This is a genomic window from Bacteroidota bacterium (assembly GCA_016718825.1).
Taxonomy (GTDB): domain Bacteria; phylum Bacteroidota; class Bacteroidia; order J057; family JADKCL01; genus JADKCL01.
In genome coordinates, this window is the sequence record JADKCL010000014.1 from 21,544 (window position 1) to 46,974 (window position 25,431).

Below are 25,431 nucleotides of genomic sequence, written 5' to 3' on the forward strand. Positions count from 1 at the left end.
ATGCCCACAAGCCTTCATCAGCGTCCCAAATTTTTGCATGAACCTGCAAGTGTGGCGGCATTTGAGCCGGTGTCCCTTGCCGGGCTCGACAAGGTCAAGCTGATGAACCGCGTTGATTCCAAGTATGTATTTCACCGGAAACACCTCGACGAAATTCTGACCGAGGTCGCCCCGCATTATGCCGTTTTGGAAATTGCTGAAAAGCGGCTTTTTGACTACGCTTCGCTCTATTTTGATACGCCGGATTACGAACTCTACCGGCATCACCATATGGGCAAGCCCAATCGCGTGAAGTTGCGCTACCGGGAATACATCGACACCGGGGATGTCTTTTTTGAGGTCAAAAAGAAGATCAAAGGCATGCGCACCGACAAGTACCGCGTGCGCGAAGAGGCAATTATCAACGGCTTTACAGCGAAGGGCGAGGGTTTGATGGAACGCCTGAAGGTGAATGCGCTGGGGATGGAGGGCAAAGTTTGGATCTATTACCAACGCATTACATTGGCAGCGCACGCCTCCGAGGAGCGCGTGACGATCGACCTCAACATGCGTTTCAAAGATCAGAATGGCGAAATCGGGTTTGAGGATTTGGTCATTGCAGAGGTAAAACAAGCGCGGCTTTCCCGGCATAGCCCGATCGTCGTGGCGCTGCATGGGCGACGCATTCAGGACTTTAGGGTCAGCAAATACTCCTTGGCAGTAGCGATGCTCGTGCCCGGGATCAAAACACATGCTTTTAAAAGCAAGATTATTCGTCTGAACAAAATATTGAAATCGTAGATGGACATTGGAGAATTGACGGAACAGGCGGTGAATCCGCTGGCGAGCGTCGGCGGGTTATGGGAATTTCTGATCAGGTTTGGATTCAACTTGATCATGATCTTCGTGATTGTGATTTTCGTGTATTACCGGAATCACAAGAACAAGGACTTTGTCTTCACTTACTTTTTGTTCAACATCATCAACTTCCTGATTTGCTTTCTGTTAAGCACGGCGAAGTTGAAAATGGGCTTTGCCTTTGGCTTGTTTGCGATCTACTCGATTCTGAGGTACCGCACGGTCACGATCCCTGTGCGGGAAATGGGCTTTTTCTTTGTCGCGGTCACCTTGGGCATCATCAATGCCTTGGCTTCCCTCGACAATTTCTATGTGGAGCTCATTTCTGCGAACCTTGTGTTGGTCGCGTTGACCTTCATTTTGGATGGCCGATTCCTCCCACTCAAGCATGAAAATCACAAGGACATCATCTATGACCGTATCGACCTGATCCACCCGGACCGGCGACCGGAAATGATGAATGACCTCAAAGCAAGAACAGGTTTGAACATCCACCGCGTCGAATTCATCAAAATCGACTTCATGCGCGATGTGGCTCGGATTCACGCATTCTATTTTTCGGATAGGAACGAATCCCCCAACATGGAAATCAGCAGCGGCGACAGCGATGATTGAGCTTGACAAAATGGGAGCGAAAGGTAAAATGCCCGCAGGGAACAACACCCCTGCGGATCGATTTGCGATGATGCAACGAGCCTCAGCTAGCTTCAGTAGCTCCTTTTGCATCCTGATTTTGTTAATCTTTTTGCTGCCTTTTGCTTCGAATGCACAAACGAGCGACCTGCAAGGGCGTGCGGGCGTGCAAGTCAAACAGGATTTTCGGAAAGGTTTTGACCTGTCTTTGGGCTACCAAGCGCGGTTGGATCATGGATTGCAGTCCTTCCGTGGGAGCTATTTCACCGCCGACCTCGGCTACAAACTCAGCAAGCATCTTGGCGCCACCTTCGAATTTCGCTACGCGACCTCGCCCGACTGGGACAAATTCAGGTTTGGGCTTGCCTTGACGGGTAAAACCAAGGTCAAAAAAATCGACCTCAGTGCCAAGATTCGGTACCAATACGAGCATTTTCTACAAAATTGGCCCGAAATCGGACAGTTTCCCGACCGACAAAACATCCGGCTCAAATTGGAAGCCGAGCGCAAGGTGATCAAGCATGTGCGCGGACACATCAGCATCGAACCGCAAATTCGAATCGAAGCCCGGAATACCCGTTTTCAACGTGTGCGCAACATCGTGGGATTCGATTGGGAGATCGTCAAAAACCATCATTTAGACGTCTCCTACTACTTTCAGCCGCAGTTCAAATCGGCTGAGGTCAAATATGTGAACATCCTTGCTGCCACTTTCTCGCTCGACTTGGAAAAGTGGAAAAAGAAGAATAAGGATTCGGAGAAAAAAGCTGCGGATTGATCTATCTGATCCACCTCTGCTTTACCTTCACCAAGGATGCCGGTCGGTAAATTCGGAGCCGTCAATTTTTGTTTCGCCCAATCGGAAACCCTTGTCATACAGCAGCAAGAGCACTTCTTGCTTGCGATCCGGAACAAGTTTTTGCAACACAATTGAAAACTGCGTGCGGATTTCCTGCCGTGGCATCCAGCCATATTGACCACCACGGTTATAGGCTTCTATCAGGCAAGTCACAGCTTCCTCGTAACGCTCCAATGTGATCAGGAGCTTTGCGAGAATGGCGATCGCCTCGTCGGCATCCTCACCTTCATAATCGAGAATATGCGTCATGATCCCTTCAGAAAGCCATTCGATGGCCGAATCGTAATCGCCGTCCAACATATAACCCTTGCCCAGCGCTACTTGGCAGCGGGCTTTCGTTACGAGATCATCCGCTTCCAAGGCAATTTGAAAAACCTCTGAAATCCGCCTTCTTGCTTGCAATTCCTTCCCCGCCAACGCCAACTGATAGGCCTCCCAAAGCTTGGCATAGGTCAAATCCAGATTCGAAAAGGAGCCGAGGTTTCCCCAAGTAAAATGACAGATCCACACATCGATCTGCTTGGGAACAAAGGGATTGGTTTCAAAAAGATAACAGCCGACAAGTCCCTTGTAGAAGGTTGGCATCCTTTCGTGCATGTGCGCCAGACAATCCGGGCCACTCCAGAAAACCAATGAAAACGGGAGATTTGCCGCAATTGCCGCCCATTCTACCTCAAGCGTGCGCCGAAACTGACCAGTAGGAAATTCGCCGAATCGATTCCGTGCCAAGTAGCTTTCGATGGCAGTCAAATGCAAAATGGCAGGTTTTCCGTTGAATTCACCGCCGTTCAATTCGAAATGCAACCTCAAAAAGGCCTCCAAAGTCAATTTCTGACTCGTCCATTCTGAGGGTTCAAAGTGATTTTCTTCGAATCCCCAGGCCGTCGTACAGATGTGCTGGCAATTCGGAAACCGTTCGGCAAACTCCCTTATGAGGCTTTGCCGCTTCTCATAGCGGTCACAGACAATCCAATGCATTCCGGAAAGCGGCATCGCCAAGGCGATTCGCTCCCATTCCGCTTGGTTTTGCTGTTGGAATTTGTTCATTGCGATCGTTCATCTTGATCGATCTAGAATCCTCCTCTGGTCATCGAATAACCAACCCAAAAGCTGGAAACCCAACAGGACTTTTCACTTTTATCTTATCACTTTTCACTTTTCACTCTCTCCGGTTCGTAATTCAGATTCGGTCCCAACCACCTTTCGGCATCGGCCTTGGTGAGGCCTTTGCGTTGGGCGTAATTGGCGACCTGGTCCTCCCCGATTTTGCCCAGTCCGAAGTAACGCGACTGCGGATGCGCAAAATAAAATCCTGATACAGAAGAGGCAGGCCACATGGCCATGCTTTCAGTGAGAGTGATGCCGGTGTTTTCTTCGACATTCAGCAAGTCAAACAGCAGGCGCTTTTCCGTATGGTCGGGGCAGGCTGGATAACCTGGCGCCGGACGGATGCCACGGTAGCTTTCGCGGATCAGATCCTCGTTGCCGAGCGTCTCGTCCGCGGCGTAGCCCCAAATCTCCTTGCGCACTTTTTGGTGGAGACATTCTGCGAATGCCTCGGCCAAACGGTCAGCCAAGGCCTTGGCCATGATGCTGTTGTAGTCGTCCAAGTCCGCATCAAACTGCGCGACCAATTGATCCAATCCGATGCCTGCGGTCACGGCAAAGCCGCCGATATAGTCCATTTTTCCGTTCTCCTCGGGCGCGATGTAATCGGCCAAGGACAAGTTGTAGGTGCCGGCAGCTTTTTCATTCTGCTGACGGAGGAAATGGAATTGGGTCAGCAATTCGTCGGATCCGGGCGCGTAAACATTGACGTCGTCGCTGCCGACGCGCTGTGCGGGAAAGATGCCGACAACAGCGTTGGCTTTCAACGTATTGTCTTTGACCATGTCGATCAACAAAGCCACCGCGTCGTTGTAGAGCTTGTTGGCCTCGGAGCCGACCACCGGATCGGTCAGGATGGCGGGGAACTTGCCATGCAATTCCCAAGTCTGGAAAAACGGCGTCCAATCGATATAATCGACCAAAGTCGCCATCGGGAAGTCCTTGATCACGGTCACGCCCGGCTGATTCGGAGCCGGAATTTCGTACTGCGCCCAGTCGATCGCTTCACCGTTGATCGCTGCGAGATCGTAGGGAAGGTAGCGCTTGTCGTTGCGGCGTTTGGCGTGTTCTTCGCGCAAAAATTCGTACTCCTGCGCAAATTGCGCCAATGCATTCGGCCTATTTTCGTCGGAAACGAGGTTTTGCACCACTGGAACCGCCCTTGAGGCATCCAATACGTGGATCACACCACCCGAATATTGTGGGGCAATCCGCACCGCAGTATGGATGCGGCTTGTCGTGGCACCGCCAATCAACAATGGCTGCTTCATTCCCCGACGCTCCATTTCGCTTGCCACAAAAACCATTTCGTCCAAACTTGGCGTGATCAATCCACTCAGACCAATCACATCCGCGCCGATTTCAATGGCCTTGTCCAGAATCAAATTGCAGGGCACCATCACGCCCATGTCAATGACTTCGAAGTTGTTACAGCCCAACACGACGCCCACAATGTTCTTGCCGATGTCGTGCACGTCGCCCTTGACCGTGGCCATCAAAACCCGACCCTTCGGACCTTGATTTCCTGAACGCAGTTTCTCCGCCTCGATATACGGGATCAAGTGTGCGACGGCCTTTTTCATCACCCGCGCACTTTTGACCACTTGCGGCAGGAACATCTTGCCGGCGCCAAACAGGTCACCGACCACGTTCATGCCATCCATCAGCGGCCCTTCGATGACCTCCAAAGGAACTCGAATTTCTGCCTTGCCTCTTCCGTATCGTCGACGACAAATTCCACGATGCCTTTCACGAGCGCATGGCGCAGCCTTTCCTCGACCGATCCTTTGCGCCATTCCTGCTCTTCTTCGGGCTTTTTCACACCGCCCTTTACGGCATCAGCATACTGAATCAAACGTTCCGTGGAATCTTCACGGCGGTTGAAGATCAGGTCCTCCACCAATTCCAGCAGGGTTTTGTCGATTTCTGCATAAACCTCGATCATGCCCGCGTTCACGATGCCCATGTCCATGCCTTTGGCGATGGCGTGGAACAAAAACGCGGAATGGATCGCCTCACGGACGTGATCATTGCCCCGGAAAGAGAACGACAAGTTGCTCACGCCGCCGCTGACTTTGGCATAAGGCAGATTTGCCTTGATCCATTCGGTGGCTTTCATGAAATCGATGGCATAATTGTTATGCTCTTCGATGCCCGTGCCAATGGTCAGAATATTCGGGTCAAAAATGATGTCTTGCGGGGCGAATCCGACCTTGTCCACCAAAATACGGTAGGCACGCTCACAAATCGCAATGCGGCGCTCGTAGGAATCGGCTTGGCCAGTTTCGTCGAATGCCATCACGATCACAGCCGCACCGTAACGCAAGACTTCCTTCGCCTGCCGGATGAAGCTCTCCTCCCCTTCTTTCAAGCTGATCGAATTCACAACTCCCTTACCCTGAAGGCATTTCAGGCCCTGCTCGATGACCGACCATTTGGACGAGTCGATCATGAAAGGCAGTTTGGCGATGTCGGGTTCGGCAGAGATCAGGTTCACGAATTTCTTCATGGACGCCTCCGAATCGAGCATGCCTTCGTCGAAGTTGATGTCAATGATCTGTGCGCCACCTTCGACTTGATCAGCGGCAATGCTGACAGCCTCTTCGTAGTTTTCCTCCTTGATGAGCTTGGCAAACTTCCGCGAACCGGTCACGTTGGTACGTTCACCGACGTTGAGGAAATTGGTATCCGGCCTGACAATCAAGGGTTCCAAACCGCTCAGGCGCATAAAAGGCTCTTGCGTTGGAATTTCTCTTGGCTTGAAATTGGCGGCGACTTTGGCGATCTCACGGATGTGGTCGGGCGTCGTGCCGCAGCAGCCGCCGACGATGTTGAGGAAGCCGCTTCGAAGGAAATCCCAGATGATTTTGCCCATGGTTTCGGGCGACTCGTCATATTCGCCGAAGGCATTGGGCAAGCCTGCGTTGGGGTGCGCACTTACAGGTACGTTGGCGATACGGGCCATTTCCTGGATAAATGGGCGCATTTGCGAAGCACCCAAGGCACAATTCAAGCCGATGCTCAGGATGTTCTTGCAGTGTGCAACGGAAATCCAAAAGGCTTCGGTCGTCTGACCGCTGAGCGTACGTCCGCTTTGGTCGGTGATCGTGCCGGAAATCATGACCGGCATGGCCAAACCCTTCTCTTCCATGTACTTGTCGATCGCGTAGATCGCAGCTTTGGCATTGAGGGTGTCAAAAATGGTCTCGACCAGCAAGAGATCGCAGCCGCCGACAACGAGGCCGTCAATTTGCTCCAAATAGGCTTCGACAAGTTCGTCAAAGCTCACCGCACGGAATCCGGGGTCGTTGACGTCAGGCGAAAGAGAGGCTGTGCGGTTGGTGGGGCCGATCGAACCTGCGACAAAACGGGGTTTGGACGGATCCTTGGCGGTATATTCGTCCGCAGCTTGCTTGGCGAGGCGGGCTGCAGCGACGTTCATCTCGTGCACCAAATGTTCCATCTTGTAATCGGCCTGCGCGATGGAGGTGCTGGTGAAGGTATTGGTTTCCAGGATATCCGCGCCAGCCTCGAGGTAAAGCCGGTGAATATCGAGGATGATTTGAGGCTGCGTGAGTGCGAGCAAATCACTGTTGCCTTGCACAAAATGCGGAAAATCCTTGAAGCGGTCGCCGCGGTAGGCGACTTCATCCAATTTATGACGCTGAATCATCGTACCCATGGCGCCATCAAGGACCAAAATACGTTCATTCAACAGCGATTTCAGGGTGTCTAGCATCATTTGCTTCGCTGAACTGATAATTCTCAACTACTTTGAAAAAGAGGGACAAAGGTAGGTAAAACAATGCAAAATGGAGAATGGAAAATGACAGGGGTTTTGCATAGAAAAGTGGACATATTTGGCACTTCATCGGGAATGCAGGAGAAGCAGGGCTCATCTGATGCGAATACAGAAGAATCATTGGCAATAAGCCCGCATGACACCGATAATTATTTCAAAATTTTCTCATAATCCTTCCCATGACAAAATAATCTATGGATTGGCATACAACTCCCATCTCCACAAATCGCCAAATAACTTGGGAATTTGCCTGCTTGCCGGATTGATTCAGTTGAAAGGCTTCAAACAAACAGCAAGTCCCAATCGAAAAATCGCCATATGCCCATTTAACTGTTCGTACGAGTTGTTCATTTCCATAACATTTCGCAATTTCACGCTAGTCTAAAGCCAGAAGTTTGTCATGAAAGAGCCCATTCAAAAGTCGCAGCAACCCGCGCAGGAGTCCCAGCAGGAAAAAGGCGGTCTATCGATGTCTCCGCCGGAGTTTTCCCTAAGCGCAGGCCCTGTCCAAGCGAAGATGTCGGGCAATCAGCCTGTGCAAATGAAAAATGACCGCACGCCTGAACAGGAAAAGTTGCGGCAGGATTTTGAGGCCTACCGAGACCTCAAAGGGGCTCAAATCACGGATATGGGAGTAAAATCCACCTTCGTGGCCAAGGCCAATTCCTTTATCGAATGGGCTGACAAACGCTCAGGTTGGTTCAATGGCGACCAACGATGGGGTAACGACGATTACAAAAAGAAGCTCAAGAGTGACTTCACCGACTATGTGTCGGTCTTGCAGGGGAAAATCGCCGAACTCAAGGGCGTTGCGCTTGCGGATGCAGAAGCCGCCCTATTGACTGCCAAGGGTTCGCTGGCTGCCGCCCAAATCGCTGTGGAACAAGCATCTACCAACACTGCTGCAGCAGAAAAGGCCGCTGCGGAAGCTGAGTCCGAGGCAATCAAAGCGGAAACTGCGGCCACCAATGCAGAGGCCAATGCCAAGCTCCCCGATGCCGGCGAGCCGGAAAAAGCTGCCGCTGTGAAGGCACGCGAAGCTGCCACTGCAGCCCGTGCTGCTGCGGATGCCGCAAAAAAAGCTGTTGAGGCCGCCAAAGCTTCACAAGAGTTGGCCTCGGAGCAGAAATCGTTTGCTGCTGCCCAAATCTCACAAGCAGAGGCCGTGATTAGCAGCACAAAAGGCATCACTGACCTCCAATCGGCCTACCGTCAGCAAAAAGGCAACGCTAGCCTCAAAAAAGGAACAGAAACGGCTGCGGCTGGGATCAAAAGCAATTCAGAGGCAAGTTTGGCTGCCAAAAACAATGCCGAAGGCAGCGCATCAACCGCCAAAACGGAGGCTACGAAAGCCAAGACCGAGGAAATGAATTCGAAGCCGATACCCGGATTGACCGACAAAATCAAGGAATTGGATGGGTTGACCGATAAAAAAGCGCGCAAGGCTAAAGCAAAGGAACTGATCACGCTTGCAAGGGCGGAAATTGCCAAGTATCCACCCAAAATCGCCACCTACAAAGACCAACCCACTCCGGATTCGTCAGAAAAAGTGCGCGTCATCGGCCAATTGGCGGCAACAGCTGCGCGTGTCGAATGGCTCATTGGCAGTATCTACCTCGAAGGAAGCGGCGACAAGAATAAATGGAAGGGCAATGGCCTCACCAAGGACGAGGAAAAGTTGCTCGGAAACTATTACGAGTCAAGCGTCGGGGCAGAATCGAGCGGTGTATGGTGTACAGCTTTCTTGGGAACGGTATACAAAACCGTCGCGGGCCTCAAAAACAACAAAGGAAAGGATCCAAATGGCGAGCTTTGGTCAGGCTACAAGGTTGGGAGGCATGGAAAAGAGGCATCCTTTGACTACAGTGCTGACCAAGGAGGGCAACATGTGGGTCGCTCCGAAGGCAAGAAAGACGAGTCATTTGTAACCTTGCATAAGGAAATCGTCAAGAACAAGGACGACAAAGCAAAACGCGAGGAACTCGTGGACCAGTTTTTTACGGATCACTTCAAGCCGCAAGCTGGCGATGTCATGATCGTGAAACGTTCCACCAACAAGACTGCCAACAGCTTCACAGACAAGGGTTACAGCCACACGACTATGGTTGAGCGGCTAGATGGCCACAAGATTTATACGATCGAAGGCAATGCAGGCAACCGCGTTCAAGGCCGTGTGTATGACTTAACGGATCCAGATGACTCTGGCAAAATTGTCTACATCTCTCGCCTCTCACTCAATAATTTCGGTGAAAAGCCCGATCCCAAGAAACCTGCACTGCCGTTTGCTGGACCTGAGGTCAGCGAGGCTGAGCTCCTAGGCCCAATTAACAAATTGGCAACGGCATTGACTGCGTTTGCGCAAACGAAGGGGTATATCAACTCGCTCGCGGAAGGTCAGCTGGATGTCGTCAACAATCTTAAGCAAGGAGGCGGTGCCACTGGACCGGGTGAATAGATTGAAATCGCGCGCTTTACCTTTGGTATTCGGTGCATGGCTGATTGCGCTGGGTGGCCTGTTTGGCTGTTCGCGGCCAATTGATTCAGTCCAGATGGTCCAATGCCGTCGATTCAACTGCGAATTCAAAGCAACGCCTGCCAATCCCAATTTGAGGGACACCTGGGAAATGCTTCCATTCCTCGCTGAAAAGTTCCCCAAACTGCCCAAATCGAAGGAAAGATCACAGATGGTGCAAAATGGGATGATCGGAATGGGGAAAATTGGCTCGTGATTTCGGAAAAACAACATGGCATGGTCGCTGACAAGGACTTCACTGTCAACATTTATGCTCGAAGTTTTCAGGTGCGGCATGACAGTATCTTTCCCAACTGGGAAATCAAGGAATTCAACAAGGATGTCTTCAGCGGGCCAGAATATGTACCAGGCTCCTTGGAAATCACTGATCTCGATAGGGACGGACTTGCAGAAAGCTCCTTTATTTACGTCATCGAAACCGACGGAGCAGGACCTGCAGGGGTTAAACTCCTCATGCATGTTCACGGAAAAAAATACGCTATCCGAGGACAATTGGCCGGCATGGACTATGACCGCGGCAAGGTGGAAGAACAACATATTGATCCAGCCTTCAAAGAAATCGCGCCCTTGTTTCGAAATTTTGCCATCCAAAAATGGGATGCCTTCGTGGCTAAATACTACGAAGGTTGGCCAACAGTCGAAGAATAACACTGATTGTGGCCTTCTACACTCCCTTGTTGAATGGAATTTTAGCGAAGGTTCTGCATCGTTTTTGAAGAAAAGCCAACATCGCCCTTAACCAAGTAGAACGAAAAAACGGAATCGGGTCACCCTGCCGCTTCTTCCCATTCCTCTCCTATCTTTGTGCCATGAAATTTGAAGATGCCAAGCTCGCGGAACAAATCAAGGCCAACCTGATCGAGGCCGGCTTCAAGCGCCCGACCGATATCCAATACAAGGCGATTCCGCCGATCATGAAGGGGGAAGACGTGCTTGCTATTGCGCAGACAGGCACGGGCAAAACGGCAGCATTCGTGATTCCAGTGCTTGACCTGCTATTCCGGAAGGTGCCACGCAACCGCCGCGAAGGCAGCACGCGTTGCCTCGTGATGTGCCCAACCCACGAATTGGCCATCCAAATCCGGCAGGTCTTTGACCAAATAGGGAAAGGAATGGGCCTTCGTTCGCTGGCGATTTTTGGCGGCACCGAACAGGAAATGCAGATTGGAACGCTCAAACGTGGTGTGGATGTGCTCGTAGCCACGCCCGGAAGGCTCTTTGACTTGCGCCACCAAGGTGCGCTCTACCTTGGCGACGTCGAAATCCTCGTCCTCGACGAAGCCGACCACATGCTCGACTTGGGGTTCATCGACGACATCCGCGACCTCATTCGCTACATCCCAAGAACGCGGCAAACGCTGTTTTTCTCCGCAACGATCAGCGAGGAAATCAAGAAATTGGCCTATTCCTTGGTGCATAGCACCGCCATTCGTATTCAGATTTCCCCGAAGGATCCCGTTTCGAAGAACGTCAGCCATGCCGTCGCCTTCGTGGAAATGGACGACAAGCGCTTTTTCCTCGAACGCATGGTCCGCGACCATCCCGAGAGTAAAATTCTCGTGTTTGTGCGCACCAAGGTGCGTTCGGAGCGGGTTGTCGCAGCATTGAAGCGCGTCGAAATCGACAGTGAGGCCATTCACAGCGGCAAGGATCAGAAAACGCGCTCGGAAATTCTCGACGCATTCCGCAAAGGAACCAACAAAATCCTCGTTGCGACCGACGTCAGCGCACGTGGCATCGACATTCCCAACGTGGATTACGTCATCAACTACGACCTCCCGGAAGTTGCGGAAAACTATGTGCACCGCGTAGGCCGAACAGGTCGTGGCGTCGCAAAAGGAATCGCCATTTCGTTTTGCAGCTCCGATGAAAAAGCAGTCCTGAAGGAAATCGAAGCCTATCTGGACAAGCCTGTCGAGGTATTGGACCTTGACCGCGAGACCTACGAAGACACGATCGCCGAAAGCAAGGAAAATCCCCATGATTGGCGGGCTTTGATGACGGAAATCGAGGCCGTAGAGGCCAAAAAGAAGGAGAAAAAGCGGAAGAAATAGTCGTTTCAGTGCAAAGGAATGAGACGGCTTGGCAGCTTCAATAAAATTTCGGTTTGGTAGAAAAGGAACCAATCATTTCACCGTTTTTTGCATTCAAAATTCGCAATGACCTCACTTCCAGAAAATAGCAGGGGCGGCCAAAAAGCCTCCAAACACCGTCCGCAGACGGCGCAAGAAGAGCTGTTGAACAGCATTTCTCACGGATTTGGGCTACTCTTGAGCCTGATTGGCTTGGTGAATCTTGTTTTGATCGCCTATTTGAAAGGTTCCGCCATCCACCTGGTGGTCGTCAATGTTTTTTGTGGCAGCACGATCGTACTCTATTCATCCTCGACGGTCTACCATGCCGTGGTCGAGCCCAAACTCAAGCATATTTGCAGAATTTTGGACCATGCATCCATTTATATTCTGATTGCAGGGACCTATACGCCCGTATCCTTGCTGATGCTTCCGCCCGTTTGGGGCTGGACTTTGTTTGGCGTGATTTGGGGCTTGGCCTTGTTTGGCGTGACGTTCAAACTGTTTTTTACCGGCAAATTTGACAAGGTTTCCACGATCGTCTACCTGCTGATGGGCTGGATGGCGATTGTGGCGATCAAACCGCTGCTCGACCATATGCCCATCGGGGGATTGCTGCTGATGTTGGCCGGCGGAGCCTCTTACAGCATCGGGGTGATCTTCTACCGGATGGAAAAAATGCTCTACGCCCATGCGATTTGGCACCTGTTTGTGTTGGGTGGCACGATCTTTCATTACCTGATGATCGCCCTGTATTGCATGCCCATCTGATCGGGGTTTTTCGTCCGAATCACCATTCGAAGGAAGAAGATCAAAGGGCGACACCCTGGTTTTTAGCCTTTTCTCGCCAGATTTGGGCATTTTCGGGTTGGTTGGACTCCGTGTACCGTTGGATGATTTTCCGGTACAACAAGGGAGATTGGAGCGAGGAAATTCCTGATTTCAGCACTTCGAATCCAGACTCAACTTCTCCACTTCCGAAGTAAAAATCACTCAAAGCATCGCGGAATTGATCATTCTGGGGAAATTTCGAAATCGAATTCAAGGCCGATCCAATGGCTTCCTGTTGTTTTCCTTCGAAGTAAAGTGCCCAAGCCAGAAAATAGGGAGCATCCTGCCGAAGGGGGGCCATTTCGACGGATTTCTGAAGATTTTTGGCTGCCTCGGCATATTTTCCGCTGAAATATTGACCGTAACCCAAGAAATAGTAGGCCCTTGGCGCTTCGGGAAACTGTTGCAAACAGGCCTTCATCACTTCGACGCCATCGGCGTAACGCTTCTGATTGTAAAGGAATTGCGCCAATTCGATGCGGCCATTGTAAACCTTTGGGGTGATCGCGATGGCTTTCCGGTAATGCGCCTCGATCTTGGGTGAATTGGCTACTTTTCCCTTTTCGAATTCCTGCAGGAGCGCGCCCGCATAATACACATGACAGCGTGCGCAACGCTCCAAATTGGGCATATCTGCCTCAAAAAGGGACAAGTTGTCGCGCCAAACCGGAATGCGGTCCCAACTGCGCCAGGCGAAAACCAGGACGAACAAGGAAATGGTCAGAAAAAACCCCTTTCCATTGATCCACACCGACTTTGCCAGCGACTTCAGCGTACTTTCCTTGGCATCAACGGCATCAAAACGGGTTAATTTGGCAATCAACCAACCCAGCATCAAGCAAAGGCCGAGGGAAGGCGCAAGCATAAAACGATCCGCCATCAAATCTGAAAGGACGCGAATAAAATGTCCGTAGATCGCCATGTAAGCAACAAAAGCCACCAAGGCGAAGGCAGGCACCTTGTCCGCTTCCAAAATCCAATCGCCACTCCAAGCCAGAGACCAAAAACGGCCAATGACCCCAAAACCCAAGGGCTCGTCCAGCCCACCAGAGGAATTTGGTCGTAACCCGAATAATAAACCAGGGGCCAAGGAAAAATAAATTGCTTCACATACCTGAGCATCAATGCAATGCCAGTCGGAATAAACTGCGTGGTGTTTGCAGCGGCAAACATCGCATTGCCCAGACTTTTGTCTTCGGCAAAAATGCCGGTCGATGGATCAACGGTCACATTCGGTCGCCCACCGACGACCCAACTGATGATCCAATAAGCCGCGATCAGCAGGACGGGCAATGGCAAAACGGCGACAAGTTTCCTGCGCATCGTCCCTTGCTGCATCAGAATCGCCATTCCCATCACCGCCAAAAATGCCAATGCACTTTCCTTGGATAGGAAGGCCAATGCAAATGCCAGCACCGAACCCAGCATAGCGAGTGGCTTTCGAAAGTCGTAAAACCGCAGCAGCAACAGCAGACTCAACAGCGAGAATCCCATGGAAAAGATCTCATCACGGCTTTTGATATTGGCCACGGCCTCGACATGCAGGGGATGCATGGCAAACAGCAACGCGACCAAGCAATGGAATCCAGATCCTTTTCCGGGGAACAAACGCGCCAGAACCAGGAATACCAACGCGCACAGCAGCCCGTAAAAACAGGCATTCAGCAAATGGGAAATCCCGGGATTGGCGCCAAAAAGGGCAAATTCGACAGCAAACGACGTCATGACCACCGGTCGGTACCCATTTTGATCCGCCAGAATTCCCGAATTGTGCAATTCCCAGTGGCTTCCAAGATTGGAAAAACCTTGCTGCACGCGTGGATTTTCCGTGATCACGATTGCATCGTCCCAAGCATAGCCGAAACTGCCGGTTTTGGCATACAGCAAAAAGGCCAATGCAAAAACGATCAGCCCCAATTGGAATGACAAACGGCGGAAAATCGGAACCGGCCTTGCAGTGTCGATCAAATATTGCATTTGACTGGCAAGGTAGCGAAAAACAGAACTTGTTGCCTTGAAATGGCCCCTCAGATGACCCCGAATTTCTTCTTGAAATAGCGACCGCTGACAATTAGCAGGGCCGTTCCAAGCACCGTTGGCAAGATCCAATTCGCCAATCCCCAAGGGAAGACCTCTTGGATAACCGTAAACGCAGTCATGGCAGCAATATAAGAAATGTACATCCGGCCGTAATGCAGAAAAATCCAGTGAAGCTTATGACCAGCCATCTTTCCTCCGCCTTTGCCAAGGAAAAAAAGCCGGATATCCTGAAAAGTTGCGAGACTGAAGATCAGGCCAAAAAAGCAGCCGACAATTCCGAAATTCACCTTATTCGCCAACAGGAATACCCCCCAAGCCAAAGTTGCCAATCCGCAGAGGAAACCCGCAACAACCACCACCTTGTCAAAAATTGCAAGCGTTGCTTGACGTCGAACACCAATTCGGTAGCCGGTAAAAGCCATGTAGAGCCCGAGCGCTCCAAACAAGGTGATCAGGAAACTCCCTAGCATCGCACCGGTTGGTACGATCAACAGCCACGCCCAGAAGTAAATTTGTCCAACGACACGGTGCCTTGCACCTCGCTTGGGCAGAATGATTTGCAGCAATCCAGCGACTGCCACAACAATCCCTGCGACTGAATGAAGAAGACGAATACTTTCCATCCCTGTATTGATGTTAGGCGAAAACTGAGGGTATTCACTCAATTTTGCAAAAACATTTGGTTTCGCCAAGGCGAGAATCAACCGGAACCGAAGCCCGACGTTCCAAAAAATTCCTATATTGCTAAAGTCTGCCTGAAATGGCCGCTTTTCGCTTAGCGCAGCGCCAAAACAGGACTTTTAGTTGAAAATCGTCTCGAAAATGAGTTTCCTTACAGAATACCCCGAAGTCAAAAATTACATTGGTGGTCAATTTGTCTCCAATGGTCAAGAACGCCGCGATGTGGTAAGTCCGTTGAATGGACGCAAGCTCAGCAGTGCCCCCATGAGCAGCCGCAAAGATTTGGATGAGGCTGTCGTGGCAGCCACGGCGGCTTACAAGCTTTGGTCGCAAGTGCCTATCAAGGAACGCGTACAGGTTTTCTTTCGGTACAAAACGCTGATGGAAACCCATATCATGGAGCTCGCCCAGCTCGTGCACGACGAAAACGGAAAAACACTCGATGAGGCCCGCGCCGAAATCGAAAAAAGCATTGAACTCACCGAATTTGCCTGTTCGATGCCGCAACTGATTGCAGGCGAGGTCATGGAAGTGAGCCGCGGCGTCGAATGCCGGACGGAAAAGAAGCCCTTGGGCGTCGTCGCCAGCATTGCGCCCTTCAATTTCCCGCACATGGTGCCCCACTGGACCGTGCCGAATGCGATTGTGCTCGGCAATACCATGATTCTCAAGCCCTCCGAAATTGTGCCCATCAGCGCGATCAAGATGGCGAACATGCTCAAGGAGGCCGGTTTGCCTGACGGTGTTTTCAATATCGTCAATGGCGGACAGGAAATCGTCGAGGCGATCTGCGACCATCCCGGAATTCAGGCCGTCAGTTTTGTGGGTTCGACCAAGGTCGCCCAAATCGTTTATCGCCGCTCCACGCAAGCACTCAAGCGCTGCTGCGCATTGGGCGGGGCAAAAAATCACTTGTTCGTCTTCCCGGATGCCCATGTGGACATGACTGCGAGCAATGTTTTGGCATCCATGAGCGGTTGCGCTGGACAACGTTGCATGGCCGCAGCCTCAATGGTCGGCGTCGGTCCGGTCGATCATATCATCGCAAAAATGGTCGAAGAGGTGCGCAAAATCGTTCCCGGTGAAAACCTGGGCGCCGTCATTTCGCCTGCTGCAAAGGCAAGAATCGAAGGATTTATCACCGAAGCCGAAAAACAAGGTGCAAAAATTCTGGTCGATGGCCGGAATACGGTCGTCAAAGGCATGGAAGGTGGCAATTATGTCGGCCCAACCATCATCGACTTTGTCACGCCTGACATGCGGATCGCGCAGGAGGAGGTTTTTGGACCGGTGATTTCGATCATTCGCGCCAAAAACATGGACGAGGCGATCAGCATCGAGAATGCCAATCCCTACGGAAACGCGGCGGCTGTCTTCACGCAAAGCGGCGGCATCGCCCGCGAAGTGATGGAGCGTGCAAGCGCCGGCATGATCGGCGTGAACATCGGCGTACCGGTCCCCCGCGAGCCCTTCAGCTTCGGCGGATGGAACGATAGCCGATTCGGAGCCAATGACATCACCGGAAAAAGTTCGATCGACTTCTGGACCCAAATCAAAAAGACCACCATCAAGTGGAATCCCGAGGCCAAGACGAATTGGATGAGCTAGGAAAGAATGAGGAATCAAAAATTAGAAATTAAGAATGAACATTGGGTCGTTCCTTTTTCGCCGAAAATAGTTTGATCCGCCTTCGGAACCCCATTTCTACTTTCTCATTTCTCATTGAAAGAATTCAACGAGCGACGGCAATGCGACGATGGCTGTGATGACCTTCACTGTCGCTCACCCGCAGAAGGTAAATTCCAGAGGGCATTTGTGTTACATCAATGGATGCCGTGTTGCCTTCCGTTTTACCTTCTGCAACGAGGCGGCCGTTGGCATCGACCAAAAATGCCGACTCCATCACGGTGCCCGGCGTCAAGGAAACGTAGAAGGCATCCTTTGCTGGTACGGGAAATACGCTGCATTCCAAGGCATTGATTGGGTCCGTATTGCCGAGTGCATGCAAGTCCAGACAGGTTCCCCAAGCGTCAGCTCCCAAGACATAACAGGTCAACTCCATGCGATCAAAATCGCCTCCATCCCAGTTGTGTCCATAAATTTCGCCCATGATTCCAGTGATCCTAGACTTGATATCATAGAAAACCATTGCATTTGCGCAAGTGTCAATGGTCCCTATGGAAATTATGTTTTCGACGAATCTCCGATGGTAGCTAATTGAACTTGAGCTGATTCCGCTGATCAAACCCGCTCCAAGTTTCCATTCGCCAGGCAATTGAGCATAGGCATCGTAGCCGACGGAATCAAAGGTTAAGGTGTCAATTGTGGGCCCGATCAACGGTCCAACTTGCCCAAAGGGAGACCATGATAGTTGTTGATGTTCGCGCTCGTAACGATAGGGCGAGCCCGGCAAAACTCCCACAATCGCATTCTGAAAGTAATGCCCGCTATTGTAAGTCTGCGCCCCAAGGTTTCCTTCAGTATAAGTATGCTGCCATACATCCCCGACCTGATGGAAATAGCGTTCCTCAAACGTGGGAAAATGCCCTCCCATGGCGAGCCCGGGTATGCCCCATAGATACCAAGAGGTTGTGTCCGGCATCCCGGAATAATTCAATATTGGCTGAAATGGCAAGCATTGAACAATTCCAAATTGCTTGCTCAACAAAATCTTGCCTCCACTTGAAATGAGAATCACTTTGACCGAATCGGGTTGCCCAAGAACGGTTTGCTGCAGAATGGTATCAACAATGGCTGTGGAACTGTCGCCCCAAGGCCAACTTTCACCGATGCGCGCTTGCGATTTAAGAAGCAAGGTATCACCGCTGCTGAACACAAATGCACAAACGCTATCAGACCTGAGCAGCATTTTCTTACCCATTCGATGGTCCAAATCGACGAAAATCGCGCTGATCAGCGGCTGATTGAGCGGAATTCCTTGGCAATCAAAAACCGTGTCCGTGGACATCACCTGCCTGAAACTTCGGAAGAAGTAGTAGGCGCTGTCCGCTCCCTCAAGCCGCATAGAGTCCACACGCAAGGCTTGATAACTTCCATCATAGGAACTACTACCCTGATTAAAGAGCGTGAGCTGTCCCCCTGGAAAGGGATGCCAAGGCATACTTTGTGCATGTGCTACCGGCGTATTAACTCCCCAAAAAAGCAAGCAAAGCAAGAATGATAAGGTAAAGGTTAATTTCATGAAAGCAATTTAACGAATGGTTGTCGGGTTTCCAAAACCGAAACCTACCTGCGGAAATGCAAGCAAACATATTTCAATTTTGTCACAAATATTTACATTTCGCTAACTTTGGCACCGTAATGCTTTCATTTTAAGAAATGTCGTATTATCTTTGCTCCATCATCGAAGAAAAGTAGCGTCCGAATAGTGAGAAGATGAGCAATAGCAAGAATATATCTGTACAAGCGACCTCGGTGGCGATATTGGCGCACAATGGGGAAGATTATATCTGCATCACGGATATGGCAAAGGCGAAGGCGGAAGCGAGTCGTGCAGCAGATGTGATCAAAAACTGGATGAGGAATCGCACGACGCTGGAATTCCTCGGCACTTGGGAGAAGATCTACAATCCAGCATTTAAAGTGGTCGAATTCGACCACTTTAAAAGTGAGGCGGGGTTGGACTCGTTCGTATTGAGCCCGAGTTTATGATTTGAGTAGCCCGCCTGCCTCTTCCGCTGCAGGTACTAAAGTGGGGCTCACCAGACAGAAACCGAACCCAATAATGCAATTCCATCCCAAATTCCCTATATTCGAAGGGCCCATGCGGGTGATCTCTTTATCAATTTGAAAATTCTGAATGCAAGATGGCAGTCATCGTCAAAGATCAAGCACAAATCATCAAGGAAAGCCTTGATTATACACTGTTTAGCTGGAGCAAGCAGGGCGGATTAAACCCGATGAGCATCGAGCGGGCCAAGGGCGTGTACCTGTACGCGCACGATGGCAAGCGGTACATCGATTTTTCGTCGCAGCTGATGAACATGAACATCGGGCATGGGCATCCGCGGGTGGCGCAGGCAGTTGCAAGGCAGATGGAGTCATTGAGCTTTGTACATCCAGGAATGGTTTCCGAAGTCCGCGGAAAGGTTGGCAAAAAGCTTGCTGAGATTTCGCCGGAAGGGCTTCAGAAGACATTTTTCACGCTTGGCGGTGCCGAGGCCGTGGAAAATGCGATCAAATTGGCGCGGATTTATACCGGACGGCATAAAATCGTGACACTTTACCAAAGCTATCATGGCGCGACCTATGCGACGATGTCTGCCGGCGGCGACCCGAGGAAATTTGCCATTGACGGCCAACAGGCACCCAATTTCGTGCATGTCGAAAATCCATATTTCTACCGTTGCCCATGGGGAACCAAAACACCCGAGGAATGTGGCCAAATGGCGTTTGCCCACTTGGAACGCGTCGTGAAAATGGAAAATCCGGCGAGCATCGCAGCGATCATGCTCGAGGGAGAAAGTGGCTCCTCGGGTTGCATCAAGTATCCGGCCGGGTATTGGAAGGCAGTACGGCAACTCTGCGATCAACACGGCATTCTGCTGATTGATGACGAAGTCATGAGCGGATTTGGGCGGACAGGGAAGATGTTTGCGATTGAGCATCATGGGGTTGCACCCGACTTACTCTGCATGGCCAAGGGCCTGACCTGTGGCTACGTCCCGCTCGGCGGGGTTCTGGTCTCGGAGAAAATTGCGGCTGCATTCGACGAAAAAATGTTGCCCTTGGGATTGACTTACAGTGCGCACCCGGTTTCGTTGGCTGCCGCCTTGGAGGTTTTGCAGATCTACGAAGACGAAAACCTCGTTGAAAATGCTGCGAACATGGGTCGTTACATCGACGGCAAAGTCGCACAACTCCGCGAAAAACACCCTAGCATTGGCGATTGGCGCAATACCGGCCTGTTAGGCTGCCTGGAATTGGTCAAAAATCGCGAAACCAAGGAACCCATTACGCCTTGGAACGCCGCACCCAACCAAATGGAAGCCACCAACAGGATGGCTGCGAAAATGCGCGAATTGGGCATGTTCACCTTCATTCGCTGGAATTGGTTGTTCATCGCGCCACCACTTTGTATCACAGAAGCCGAAGCCGACGAAGGTTTGGACATCATTGACCAAATTTTGAACATCGCGGACGAATACTGTGTTTAACGGAGAATTGAGAATTGAGAATTAATAATGGAAAATGGAGAGATCTTGGTTAGCGTTGTTGAATGCGGCCGCGACTTTTCACTTTTCACTCATCACTTTTAACTTAGTATATGGTTAAGAAAGAAATGGAAACGCTGCTGAACGAACAATTCCACAGGGAAATGTTCTCGGCAATGCAATATTTGGCTGTTTGTTCTTATTTCGAGGACAAGAATTTGGATGGTTTTGCCAATTTTTTCCGTGTTCAGGCGCAGGAGGAAATGATTCACGCCATGAAGCAATTCGATTATTTGCATCGAATTGATGGCAAGATCACCATGCAGGCCTTGGCCAAGCCGCAAACAGAATTTGGCACGTTGGTGGAAGTCTTCGAATTTACGTTGAAGGCAGAGCAAAATGTGACGGAAAACATCAATATGCTTCTCAAGAAGGCTGTTGAGCTTGGAGACTTTGCCACGCAGTCATTCCTGCAATGGTTTGTGAATGAGCAAGTTGAGGAAGAGGAATTGGTGAGGCATATTCTGCAGAAGTTGCGGATGATCGGCGAAAGTGGCACGGCTTTGTACATGCTCAACGAAGAGCTGAAAAACCGTAAACCCGAGCCGGCTGCTGGCACCGCGGGGTGACCCCGAGCGAAGGCGGCGCTACCCAAAACACGTTGTGAGCGCCGCCTTCGCTAAGACTGCAACCCACAATGAAAGAAGAATTCATCACCCTCACTGAAGACGTCTCAGCCTCACCGCTGTACAGCGCTGACCTCGCTCCTGTACCGGCCGACAAGCGGACGTGGAATACTTGGCATTTGGCCTTCGTATGGGTCGGAATGGCGGTTTGTATTCCCACGTACATGCTCGCAAGCGCGATGATCAAAATGGGAATGAGCTGGATCGGTGCACTTTGCGTCATCGGACTCGCCAACCTCGTCATTACGATTCCGATGGTGCTCAATGGCCATGCAGGTGTGAAGTACGGCATTCCTTTTCCAGTTTTGGGAAGGTCGGCCTTTGGAATTTATGGAATCCACGTGCCAGCGTTATTGCGTGGCATCGTCGCTTGCGGCTGGTTTGGCATTCAAACCTGGGTTGGCGGATTGGCCTGCTACGCGATATGGAACGCCGCTACCGGCGGCATCGATCCTCCCGGATTAAACCTTGGCGAATTCGTCTCATTTGGCGTTTTCTGGGTGGTCAACATGTATTTTATCTGGAAAGGCACTGAAAGCATCAAATGGCTCGAGGAATTCAGCGCGCCGATTTTGATCTTGATGGGAATCGCCTTGATCGTTTGGGGAGCCACCACAGCTGGCGGATTTGGAATTGTGTTGGATCAAAGCAAACAACTGGAAACGCAATCCATCGAATGGATCAATGAATCGACGGTTGCCATTCATCCGATCAAAAACCTTGATGGAACCAATCGGGCAACCGCCTATCAAATGAACTACGGCGGCAATCTGGTCTCCCCGTGGACCGCGATTGCACCCAATGAAGCTGCGATTACCGTTCAGAATGACATGCTGCTGAAAGCGGAAAATGTCAACGGAACCAAAGCAACAGTCACCCTGCAGGCCACCGGGCCCGATGGAAAAAACTTCCAATCGGTTCCCGTGACGATCGACCCTTCCAATTTGAAAACCTCCCAATTTGGCGGCACACTTTGGCTCTATATCCTCTCCTTCACAGGCATGGTGGGATTCTGGGCAACAATGTCGCTGAGCATTGCCGACATCACCCGCTTCACCAAAACCCAAAAGGCGCAAGTTCGTGGCCAATTCATCGGCTTGCCGGGAACGATGATGCTCTACAGTTTCGTCGGAATCTTTGTGACTTGCGCCGCCGTGGTCAATTTCAAGGATGTTTTGCTGGCGGATGATGCACCTTGGGACCCCGTTTCGCTGCTTTCCCGCTTTGAAAGCCCGATCGTCGTGATTTTGGCGCAAATCATGATGCTCATCGCCACCCTCAGCACCAACATTGCCGCCAACGTGATCGCGCCGGCCAATGCCTTCAGCAACTTGAGTCCCAAACACATCAGCTTCAAAACCGGCGGCACCCTCACGGGCATCATCGGCATCTTGATTTGTCCTTGGTGGTTGATGAACGACATCTCCCCTGCTCTCGTTTTTGTCAGTGGGTTGCTGGGACCCGTGCTGGGGATCATGATCGCCGATTATTTTGTGGTACGAAAGAAGGAACTGCAACTCGCGGAATTGTTCAAGGTCAAAGGTGCCTACACCTATTCGGCGGGGTTCAACCTCGTGGCGGTCGCAGCAATGGTCTTGGGTGTCGGCGCGGCTTTGATCGGCTTTTTTGTACCGAGTTTGGAGTTCCTGTACAAACTGAGCTGGTTCACCGGATTTGGGGTTGCCTTTTTGGTCTATGTCATCGGAATGCGGAAACATTGAGGGTTTACGCTAAAGGCTTCGGGACAACGTGTTACCAAATTTGAGTCACACAGATCGCCGGGACATCAAGGCACAAAAATCAAGCCATCCGACCCATGAGATCGGATGGCTGTATCTTTGAAAGACGGCTAACCTACCTTTCGGTGATCAGACAATCTCCTTGATGGTGAATTCGCGGCCGTTGACCTTGAACCCCTCACCTACCTTTTTTCCGCTCATTTCCTTGGCGATCGGCGAGAATGGACTGATGGCAAAGTAATCCTTGCCGTCCAACTTCACCTTACCGGTTGCCGCAGCGATGAAAAAGTCGCCATGATTGGTGGAAACCAAAGCCCCTACCTGTGCGGAGTCATAGACCTTGTCGATCCTGACGCGCACAAGCGAATCTTTCAGCTTCATCGTCTCGGCAAGTTGGCTTGCGCCCTTTTCCTTCTCGATTTCCGCCATGGCGCGGCTTGCGTCCATTTCGTCTGCACCCGAACTCGCGCCTTCTTCGGCAGCTTCCTGTGCGTCCCGCATCGCCGTTTCCACAGCCTCAATCAAATCATTGACGTAGGCCAGACACTGTTGATGTATTGCTCTTTTCAGCTCAATTGAAATCATTACGATCCTCCTGAATTGGATGTAAGCCGCGAAAATACGAAACCTTGGGATTCTAGCAGTAAAAAAACATTTTTCGAGCCGTAAATTCTCCTTTCCCTCCTCCTAGGCTGCCAATCGCGGATTCCCTTGCAGGAATTCTGGATGAAAGCGTCCTCCGAATGGCAAAAACCGGCATTTTTTGTAATTTGGGAAAATGTCGGGTAGGCGTTGCAAATTCACATCCGTCCCACGAGTTCAGCGGAAGAAATGGTTGATTTTCGGTCATTGGCTGCTCCTTTGCCTTGTTGGACCGGTTTTACTCAAAGCTCAAATCCCCGATTTTCCGCTTTCCACGACCTCCGATGCCGGTTGCAAAACCTGCTATGACACGGTGCGCGTGCTCATGTTCAAGAAGATCTACGACTTGAGTCCGCTGTTGCCGGAATGGAAGCCGGTCGTGGATTGGGAGCATGTGGAGGCGGTCGAAGGCATCGTTGAAAAGTCGAGCGACACCTATTATGGGAACCATGTGTCCCAGGAAGACTTCAGTGCATTCCATTATACCCACGATTTTGGGTTCAACATCAAGCCCGACAGCGCCTACCGCCGTGTTTTGGCCCGCCGCGTGTACACCGGCCATGAAATCGGGCACGCTTCCGACCATCCCGACACGGTCATCAACCGCAACATCCACGTCGAATGGGAGTCGGGCTTGGCCGCAAGCAACGAGGGTAATCCCTGCGCCGAGGCCAACCGCCGTGGCGAAAGCTGCGGATTTTTCAGCGCCGGCCATCAACGCGGCGAAATCATCTGGAATTGGCCCACGATCGGCGATTGGGTGCACTGCGAAGGCGTATGGATCTGGGACCGCGGCCACCCGCCGGCCTACACGGAGTTGCATCCCTTGCGGATGTGCGCCACGCGCCGTGCGATGGGCGCTTACATTCCGCGCTACCCGGGAGCGCCCGACAGCATCTTTGCCACCGAAATCGACATTTTTGTGAGTGGCGACGGGGGCGCCCTGCTCAACAACCGCGAGGGGCAACCTGAATTCATCAGACGGACCAAAATGCGCGGACGGGACTATACTTTTAAGGCTTTTCCGATTTCGCCGCGCCCCTCCCCCACCGCTGAATTGCGTTGGCGGATCGAAAACCGACCTGGAGATTCGTTCAAAGGCCATTTGGGAATCCAATCCGACGGTGTTTCGCTCAGTTTTACCATCCCTTGGTGGACGGAAGCGGATACCGCGGTTTTTGCCAAAACGGTTTATTGCTGGTGGGAAGACGAAAACAGATTGTTGCAGCCTGATTTTCAATGCTATGAGATTCGGTTTGAATCGCTCTATTTCAATCAGCGGAAGGATGTCACGAGCCGCCCGGAAAAGGTGATTTGGATTGAAGCCGGTGGGCAGTATTTCTGCGTCAACGAAATGATTGAAGGCCAGGACATTTTCAAGGATGGGGAAGCAAAGACCTTTCGAAGGGAATGGAACATCGGCAAAGCCTTGCGAATTTATGCGCAGGCGGGGCAAACCTTTCGCGTACACGTCGGCGGCTGGGAATCAGACGGCATCAGCCGCGTTTTCGGGCACTTGCTCGATCCCGACATGGCCTGCACGCGCTCCGAATTGAAGAAGATCCACCAGCATCTTTGGCCGGCGACGCCGTTTGGCTTGCATGGCTGTCTCGATGATTTGATCGGCGAGGTACATGACATCAAAGCCGTCGACGACCTTGTTGATTTCCAGGAATTTGAAGCCATGTCTTTTGGCGGGGAAAGCGAATTGGAGCCTTGCCCGGGAGCGAATACCATTCAGAATGATGTATTTCGCTTGCGGTATTCCATTCGCAGGGTGAAATAGGCGGATAAC

20 protein-coding genes and 1 pseudogene are annotated in these 25,431 nt (G+C 51.3%); 14 read left to right on the plus strand and 7 right to left on the minus strand.

Annotation, left to right across the window (positions count from 1 at the left end; all coding sequences use genetic code 11):
• Genes IPN95_16830 through IPN95_16840 form a run of 3 tightly spaced genes read left to right on the plus strand, consistent with a single transcriptional unit; the run spans position 1 to position 2,248 of the window.
• Positions 1 to 780 carry a polyphosphate polymerase domain-containing protein gene (locus IPN95_16830; GenBank protein ID MBK9451035.1) on the plus strand — a complete coding sequence of 260 codons (780 nt, stop codon included), beginning with the start codon at positions 1 to 3 and terminating at the stop codon, positions 778 to 780.
• Positions 781 to 1,452, plus strand: coding sequence for a DUF4956 domain-containing protein (locus tag IPN95_16835; GenBank protein MBK9451036.1), 672 nt, complete (start codon positions 781 to 783; stop codon positions 1,450 to 1,452).
• 10 nt (positions 1,453 to 1,462) lie between these two features.
• Entirely contained in the window at positions 1,463 to 2,248 is a 786-nt protein-coding gene (locus IPN95_16840) for a DUF2490 domain-containing protein (protein ID MBK9451037.1), read from the plus strand.
• Positions 2,249 to 2,275: 27 nt separating this feature from the next.
• On the opposite strand, the gene IPN95_16845 is transcribed toward IPN95_16840, so the two are convergent.
• Together IPN95_16845 and metH are read right to left on the minus strand one after the other, a co-directional pair.
• The gene (locus tag IPN95_16845) at positions 2,276 to 3,376 is read right to left on the minus strand and encodes a hypothetical protein (protein ID MBK9451038.1); all 1,101 of its coding nucleotides are present in this window, start codon (positions 3,374 to 3,376) and stop codon (positions 2,276 to 2,278) included.
• A gap of 98 nt (positions 3,377 to 3,474) precedes the next feature.
• Positions 3,475 to 7,175, minus strand: a pseudogene (metH, locus tag IPN95_16850) (methionine synthase).
• A gap of 66 nt (positions 7,176 to 7,241) precedes the next feature.
• Here metH and IPN95_16855 point away from each other — a divergent pair.
• From IPN95_16855 to IPN95_16875, 5 genes are all read left to right on the plus strand, one after another.
• The gene (locus tag IPN95_16855) at positions 7,242 to 7,409 is read left to right on the plus strand and encodes a hypothetical protein (GenBank protein ID MBK9451039.1); all 168 of its coding nucleotides are present in this window, start codon (positions 7,242 to 7,244) and stop codon (positions 7,407 to 7,409) included.
• Positions 7,410 to 7,638: 229 nt separating this feature from the next.
• Complete coding sequence (locus IPN95_16860; GenBank protein ID MBK9451040.1) at positions 7,639 to 9,693, plus strand: CHAP domain-containing protein; 2,055 nt, start codon at positions 7,639 to 7,641, stop codon at positions 9,691 to 9,693.
• 270 nt (positions 9,694 to 9,963) lie between these two features.
• Positions 9,964 to 10,419 carry a hypothetical protein gene (locus IPN95_16865; GenBank protein ID MBK9451041.1) on the plus strand — a complete coding sequence of 152 codons (456 nt, stop codon included), beginning with the start codon at positions 9,964 to 9,966 and terminating at the stop codon, positions 10,417 to 10,419.
• A gap of 161 nt (positions 10,420 to 10,580) precedes the next feature.
• Entirely contained in the window at positions 10,581 to 11,825 is a 1,245-nt protein-coding gene (locus IPN95_16870; GenBank protein ID MBK9451042.1) for a DEAD/DEAH box helicase, read from the plus strand.
• A 105-nt stretch (positions 11,826 to 11,930) separates the two neighbouring features.
• A complete protein-coding gene (locus IPN95_16875; GenBank protein ID MBK9451043.1) occupies positions 11,931 to 12,614 on the plus strand; it encodes a hemolysin III family protein in 684 nt (227 codons plus the stop codon).
• A 40-nt stretch (positions 12,615 to 12,654) separates the two neighbouring features.
• Here IPN95_16875 and IPN95_16880 read toward each other — a convergent pair whose 3' ends face one another.
• From IPN95_16880 to IPN95_16890, 3 genes are read right to left on the minus strand one after another with little or no spacing between them, the layout of a single operon-like run.
• Positions 12,655 to 13,554 carry a tetratricopeptide repeat protein gene (locus IPN95_16880; protein MBK9451044.1) on the minus strand — a complete coding sequence of 300 codons (900 nt, stop codon included), beginning with the start codon at positions 13,552 to 13,554 and terminating at the stop codon, positions 12,655 to 12,657.
• The gene (locus IPN95_16885; protein MBK9451045.1) at positions 13,554 to 14,651 is read right to left on the minus strand and encodes a hypothetical protein; all 1,098 of its coding nucleotides are present in this window, start codon (positions 14,649 to 14,651) and stop codon (positions 13,554 to 13,556) included. The genes IPN95_16880 and IPN95_16885 overlap by 1 nt, the downstream gene beginning before the upstream one ends.
• A 50-nt stretch (positions 14,652 to 14,701) precedes the next feature.
• The gene (locus IPN95_16890; GenBank protein ID MBK9451046.1) at positions 14,702 to 15,337 is read right to left on the minus strand and encodes a hypothetical protein; all 636 of its coding nucleotides are present in this window, start codon (positions 15,335 to 15,337) and stop codon (positions 14,702 to 14,704) included.
• A gap of 199 nt (positions 15,338 to 15,536) precedes the next feature.
• Here IPN95_16890 and IPN95_16895 point away from each other — a divergent pair, with 199 nt between their 5' ends.
• The gene (locus tag IPN95_16895) at positions 15,537 to 17,003 is read left to right on the plus strand and encodes a CoA-acylating methylmalonate-semialdehyde dehydrogenase (GenBank protein ID MBK9451047.1); all 1,467 of its coding nucleotides are present in this window, start codon (positions 15,537 to 15,539) and stop codon (positions 17,001 to 17,003) included.
• Positions 17,004 to 17,127: 124 nt separating this feature from the next.
• On the opposite strand, the gene IPN95_16900 is transcribed toward IPN95_16895, so the two are convergent.
• Positions 17,128 to 18,420: a T9SS type A sorting domain-containing protein gene (locus IPN95_16900; protein ID MBK9451048.1), complete on the minus strand. Its 1,293-nt coding sequence runs from the start codon at positions 18,418 to 18,420 to the stop codon at positions 17,128 to 17,130.
• 371 nt (positions 18,421 to 18,791) lie between these two features.
• Here IPN95_16900 and IPN95_16905 point away from each other — a divergent pair, with 371 nt between their 5' ends.
• From IPN95_16905 to IPN95_16920, 4 genes are all read left to right on the plus strand, one after another.
• Positions 18,792 to 19,067 carry a KilA-N domain-containing protein gene (locus IPN95_16905; protein MBK9451049.1) on the plus strand — a complete coding sequence of 92 codons (276 nt, stop codon included), beginning with the start codon at positions 18,792 to 18,794 and terminating at the stop codon, positions 19,065 to 19,067.
• Between the two features lie 155 nt (positions 19,068 to 19,222).
• Entirely contained in the window at positions 19,223 to 20,572 is a 1,350-nt protein-coding gene (locus IPN95_16910) for an aminotransferase class III-fold pyridoxal phosphate-dependent enzyme (protein ID MBK9451050.1), read from the plus strand.
• 110 nt (positions 20,573 to 20,682) lie between these two features.
• The gene (locus IPN95_16915; GenBank protein MBK9451051.1) at positions 20,683 to 21,198 is read left to right on the plus strand and encodes a ferritin; all 516 of its coding nucleotides are present in this window, start codon (positions 20,683 to 20,685) and stop codon (positions 21,196 to 21,198) included.
• Between the two features lie 68 nt (positions 21,199 to 21,266).
• On the plus strand, positions 21,267 to 22,976 hold the full coding sequence (locus IPN95_16920) for an NCS1 family nucleobase:cation symporter-1 (GenBank protein ID MBK9451052.1): 1,710 nt from the start codon (positions 21,267 to 21,269) through the stop codon (positions 22,974 to 22,976).
• 147 nt (positions 22,977 to 23,123) lie between these two features.
• Here the strand turns inward: IPN95_16920 and IPN95_16925 are convergent, their stop codons facing one another.
• Positions 23,124 to 23,579, minus strand: a complete 456-nt coding sequence (locus IPN95_16925) for a 3-oxoacyl-ACP synthase (GenBank protein ID MBK9451053.1) — start codon at positions 23,577 to 23,579, stop codon at positions 23,124 to 23,126.
• A 193-nt stretch (positions 23,580 to 23,772) separates the two neighbouring features.
• Between IPN95_16925 and IPN95_16930 the strand changes: the two genes are divergently transcribed.
• Positions 23,773 to 25,422 carry a hypothetical protein gene (locus IPN95_16930; GenBank protein ID MBK9451054.1) on the plus strand — a complete coding sequence of 550 codons (1,650 nt, stop codon included), beginning with the start codon at positions 23,773 to 23,775 and terminating at the stop codon, positions 25,420 to 25,422.
• The last annotated feature ends 9 nt before the right edge of the window (positions 25,423 to 25,431 follow it).

What these genes read in the sequence shown, in the direction of transcription:
- IPN95_16890 (MBK9451046.1), bottom strand. Translation starts at nt 15,337, where the DNA reads ATGGAAAGTATTCGTCTTCTTCATTCAGTCGCAGGGATTGTTGTGGCA.
- IPN95_16900 (MBK9451048.1), bottom strand. Translation starts at nt 18,420, where the DNA reads ATGCGGCTTGAGGGAGCGGACAGCGCCTACTACTTCTTCCGAAGTTTC.
- IPN95_16930 (MBK9451054.1), top strand. Translation starts at nt 23,773, where the DNA reads ATGTCGGGTAGGCGTTGCAAATTCACATCCGTCCCACGAGTTCAGCGG.
- IPN95_16895 (MBK9451047.1), top strand. Translation starts at nt 15,537, where the DNA reads ATGAGTTTCCTTACAGAATACCCCGAAGTCAAAAATTACATTGGTGGT.
- IPN95_16860 (MBK9451040.1), top strand. Translation starts at nt 7,639, where the DNA reads ATGAAAGAGCCCATTCAAAAGTCGCAGCAACCCGCGCAGGAGTCCCAG.
- IPN95_16840 (MBK9451037.1), top strand. Translation starts at nt 1,463, where the DNA reads ATGGGAGCGAAAGGTAAAATGCCCGCAGGGAACAACACCCCTGCGGAT.
- IPN95_16845 (MBK9451038.1), bottom strand. Translation starts at nt 3,376, where the DNA reads ATGAACAAATTCCAACAGCAAAACCAAGCGGAATGGGAGCGAATCGCC.
- IPN95_16875 (MBK9451043.1), top strand. Translation starts at nt 11,931, where the DNA reads ATGACCTCACTTCCAGAAAATAGCAGGGGCGGCCAAAAAGCCTCCAAA.
- IPN95_16915 (MBK9451051.1), top strand. Translation starts at nt 20,683, where the DNA reads ATGGTTAAGAAAGAAATGGAAACGCTGCTGAACGAACAATTCCACAGG.
- IPN95_16870 (MBK9451042.1), top strand. Translation starts at nt 10,581, where the DNA reads ATGAAATTTGAAGATGCCAAGCTCGCGGAACAAATCAAGGCCAACCTG.
- IPN95_16835 (MBK9451036.1), top strand. Translation starts at nt 781, where the DNA reads ATGGACATTGGAGAATTGACGGAACAGGCGGTGAATCCGCTGGCGAGC.
- IPN95_16920 (MBK9451052.1), top strand. Translation starts at nt 21,267, where the DNA reads ATGAAAGAAGAATTCATCACCCTCACTGAAGACGTCTCAGCCTCACCG.
- IPN95_16855 (MBK9451039.1), top strand. Translation starts at nt 7,242, where the DNA reads ATGCAAAATGGAGAATGGAAAATGACAGGGGTTTTGCATAGAAAAGTG.
- IPN95_16925 (MBK9451053.1), bottom strand. Translation starts at nt 23,579, where the DNA reads ATGATTTCAATTGAGCTGAAAAGAGCAATACATCAACAGTGTCTGGCC.
- IPN95_16905 (MBK9451049.1), top strand. Translation starts at nt 18,792, where the DNA reads ATGAGCAATAGCAAGAATATATCTGTACAAGCGACCTCGGTGGCGATA.
- IPN95_16910 (MBK9451050.1), top strand. Translation starts at nt 19,223, where the DNA reads ATGGCAGTCATCGTCAAAGATCAAGCACAAATCATCAAGGAAAGCCTT.
- IPN95_16830 (MBK9451035.1), top strand. Translation starts at nt 1, where the DNA reads ATGCCCACAAGCCTTCATCAGCGTCCCAAATTTTTGCATGAACCTGCA.
- IPN95_16880 (MBK9451044.1), bottom strand. Translation starts at nt 13,554, where the DNA reads ATGGCGGATCGTTTTATGCTTGCGCCTTCCCTCGGCCTTTGCTTGATG.
- IPN95_16885 (MBK9451045.1), bottom strand. Translation starts at nt 14,651, where the DNA reads ATGCAATATTTGATCGACACTGCAAGGCCGGTTCCGATTTTCCGCCGT.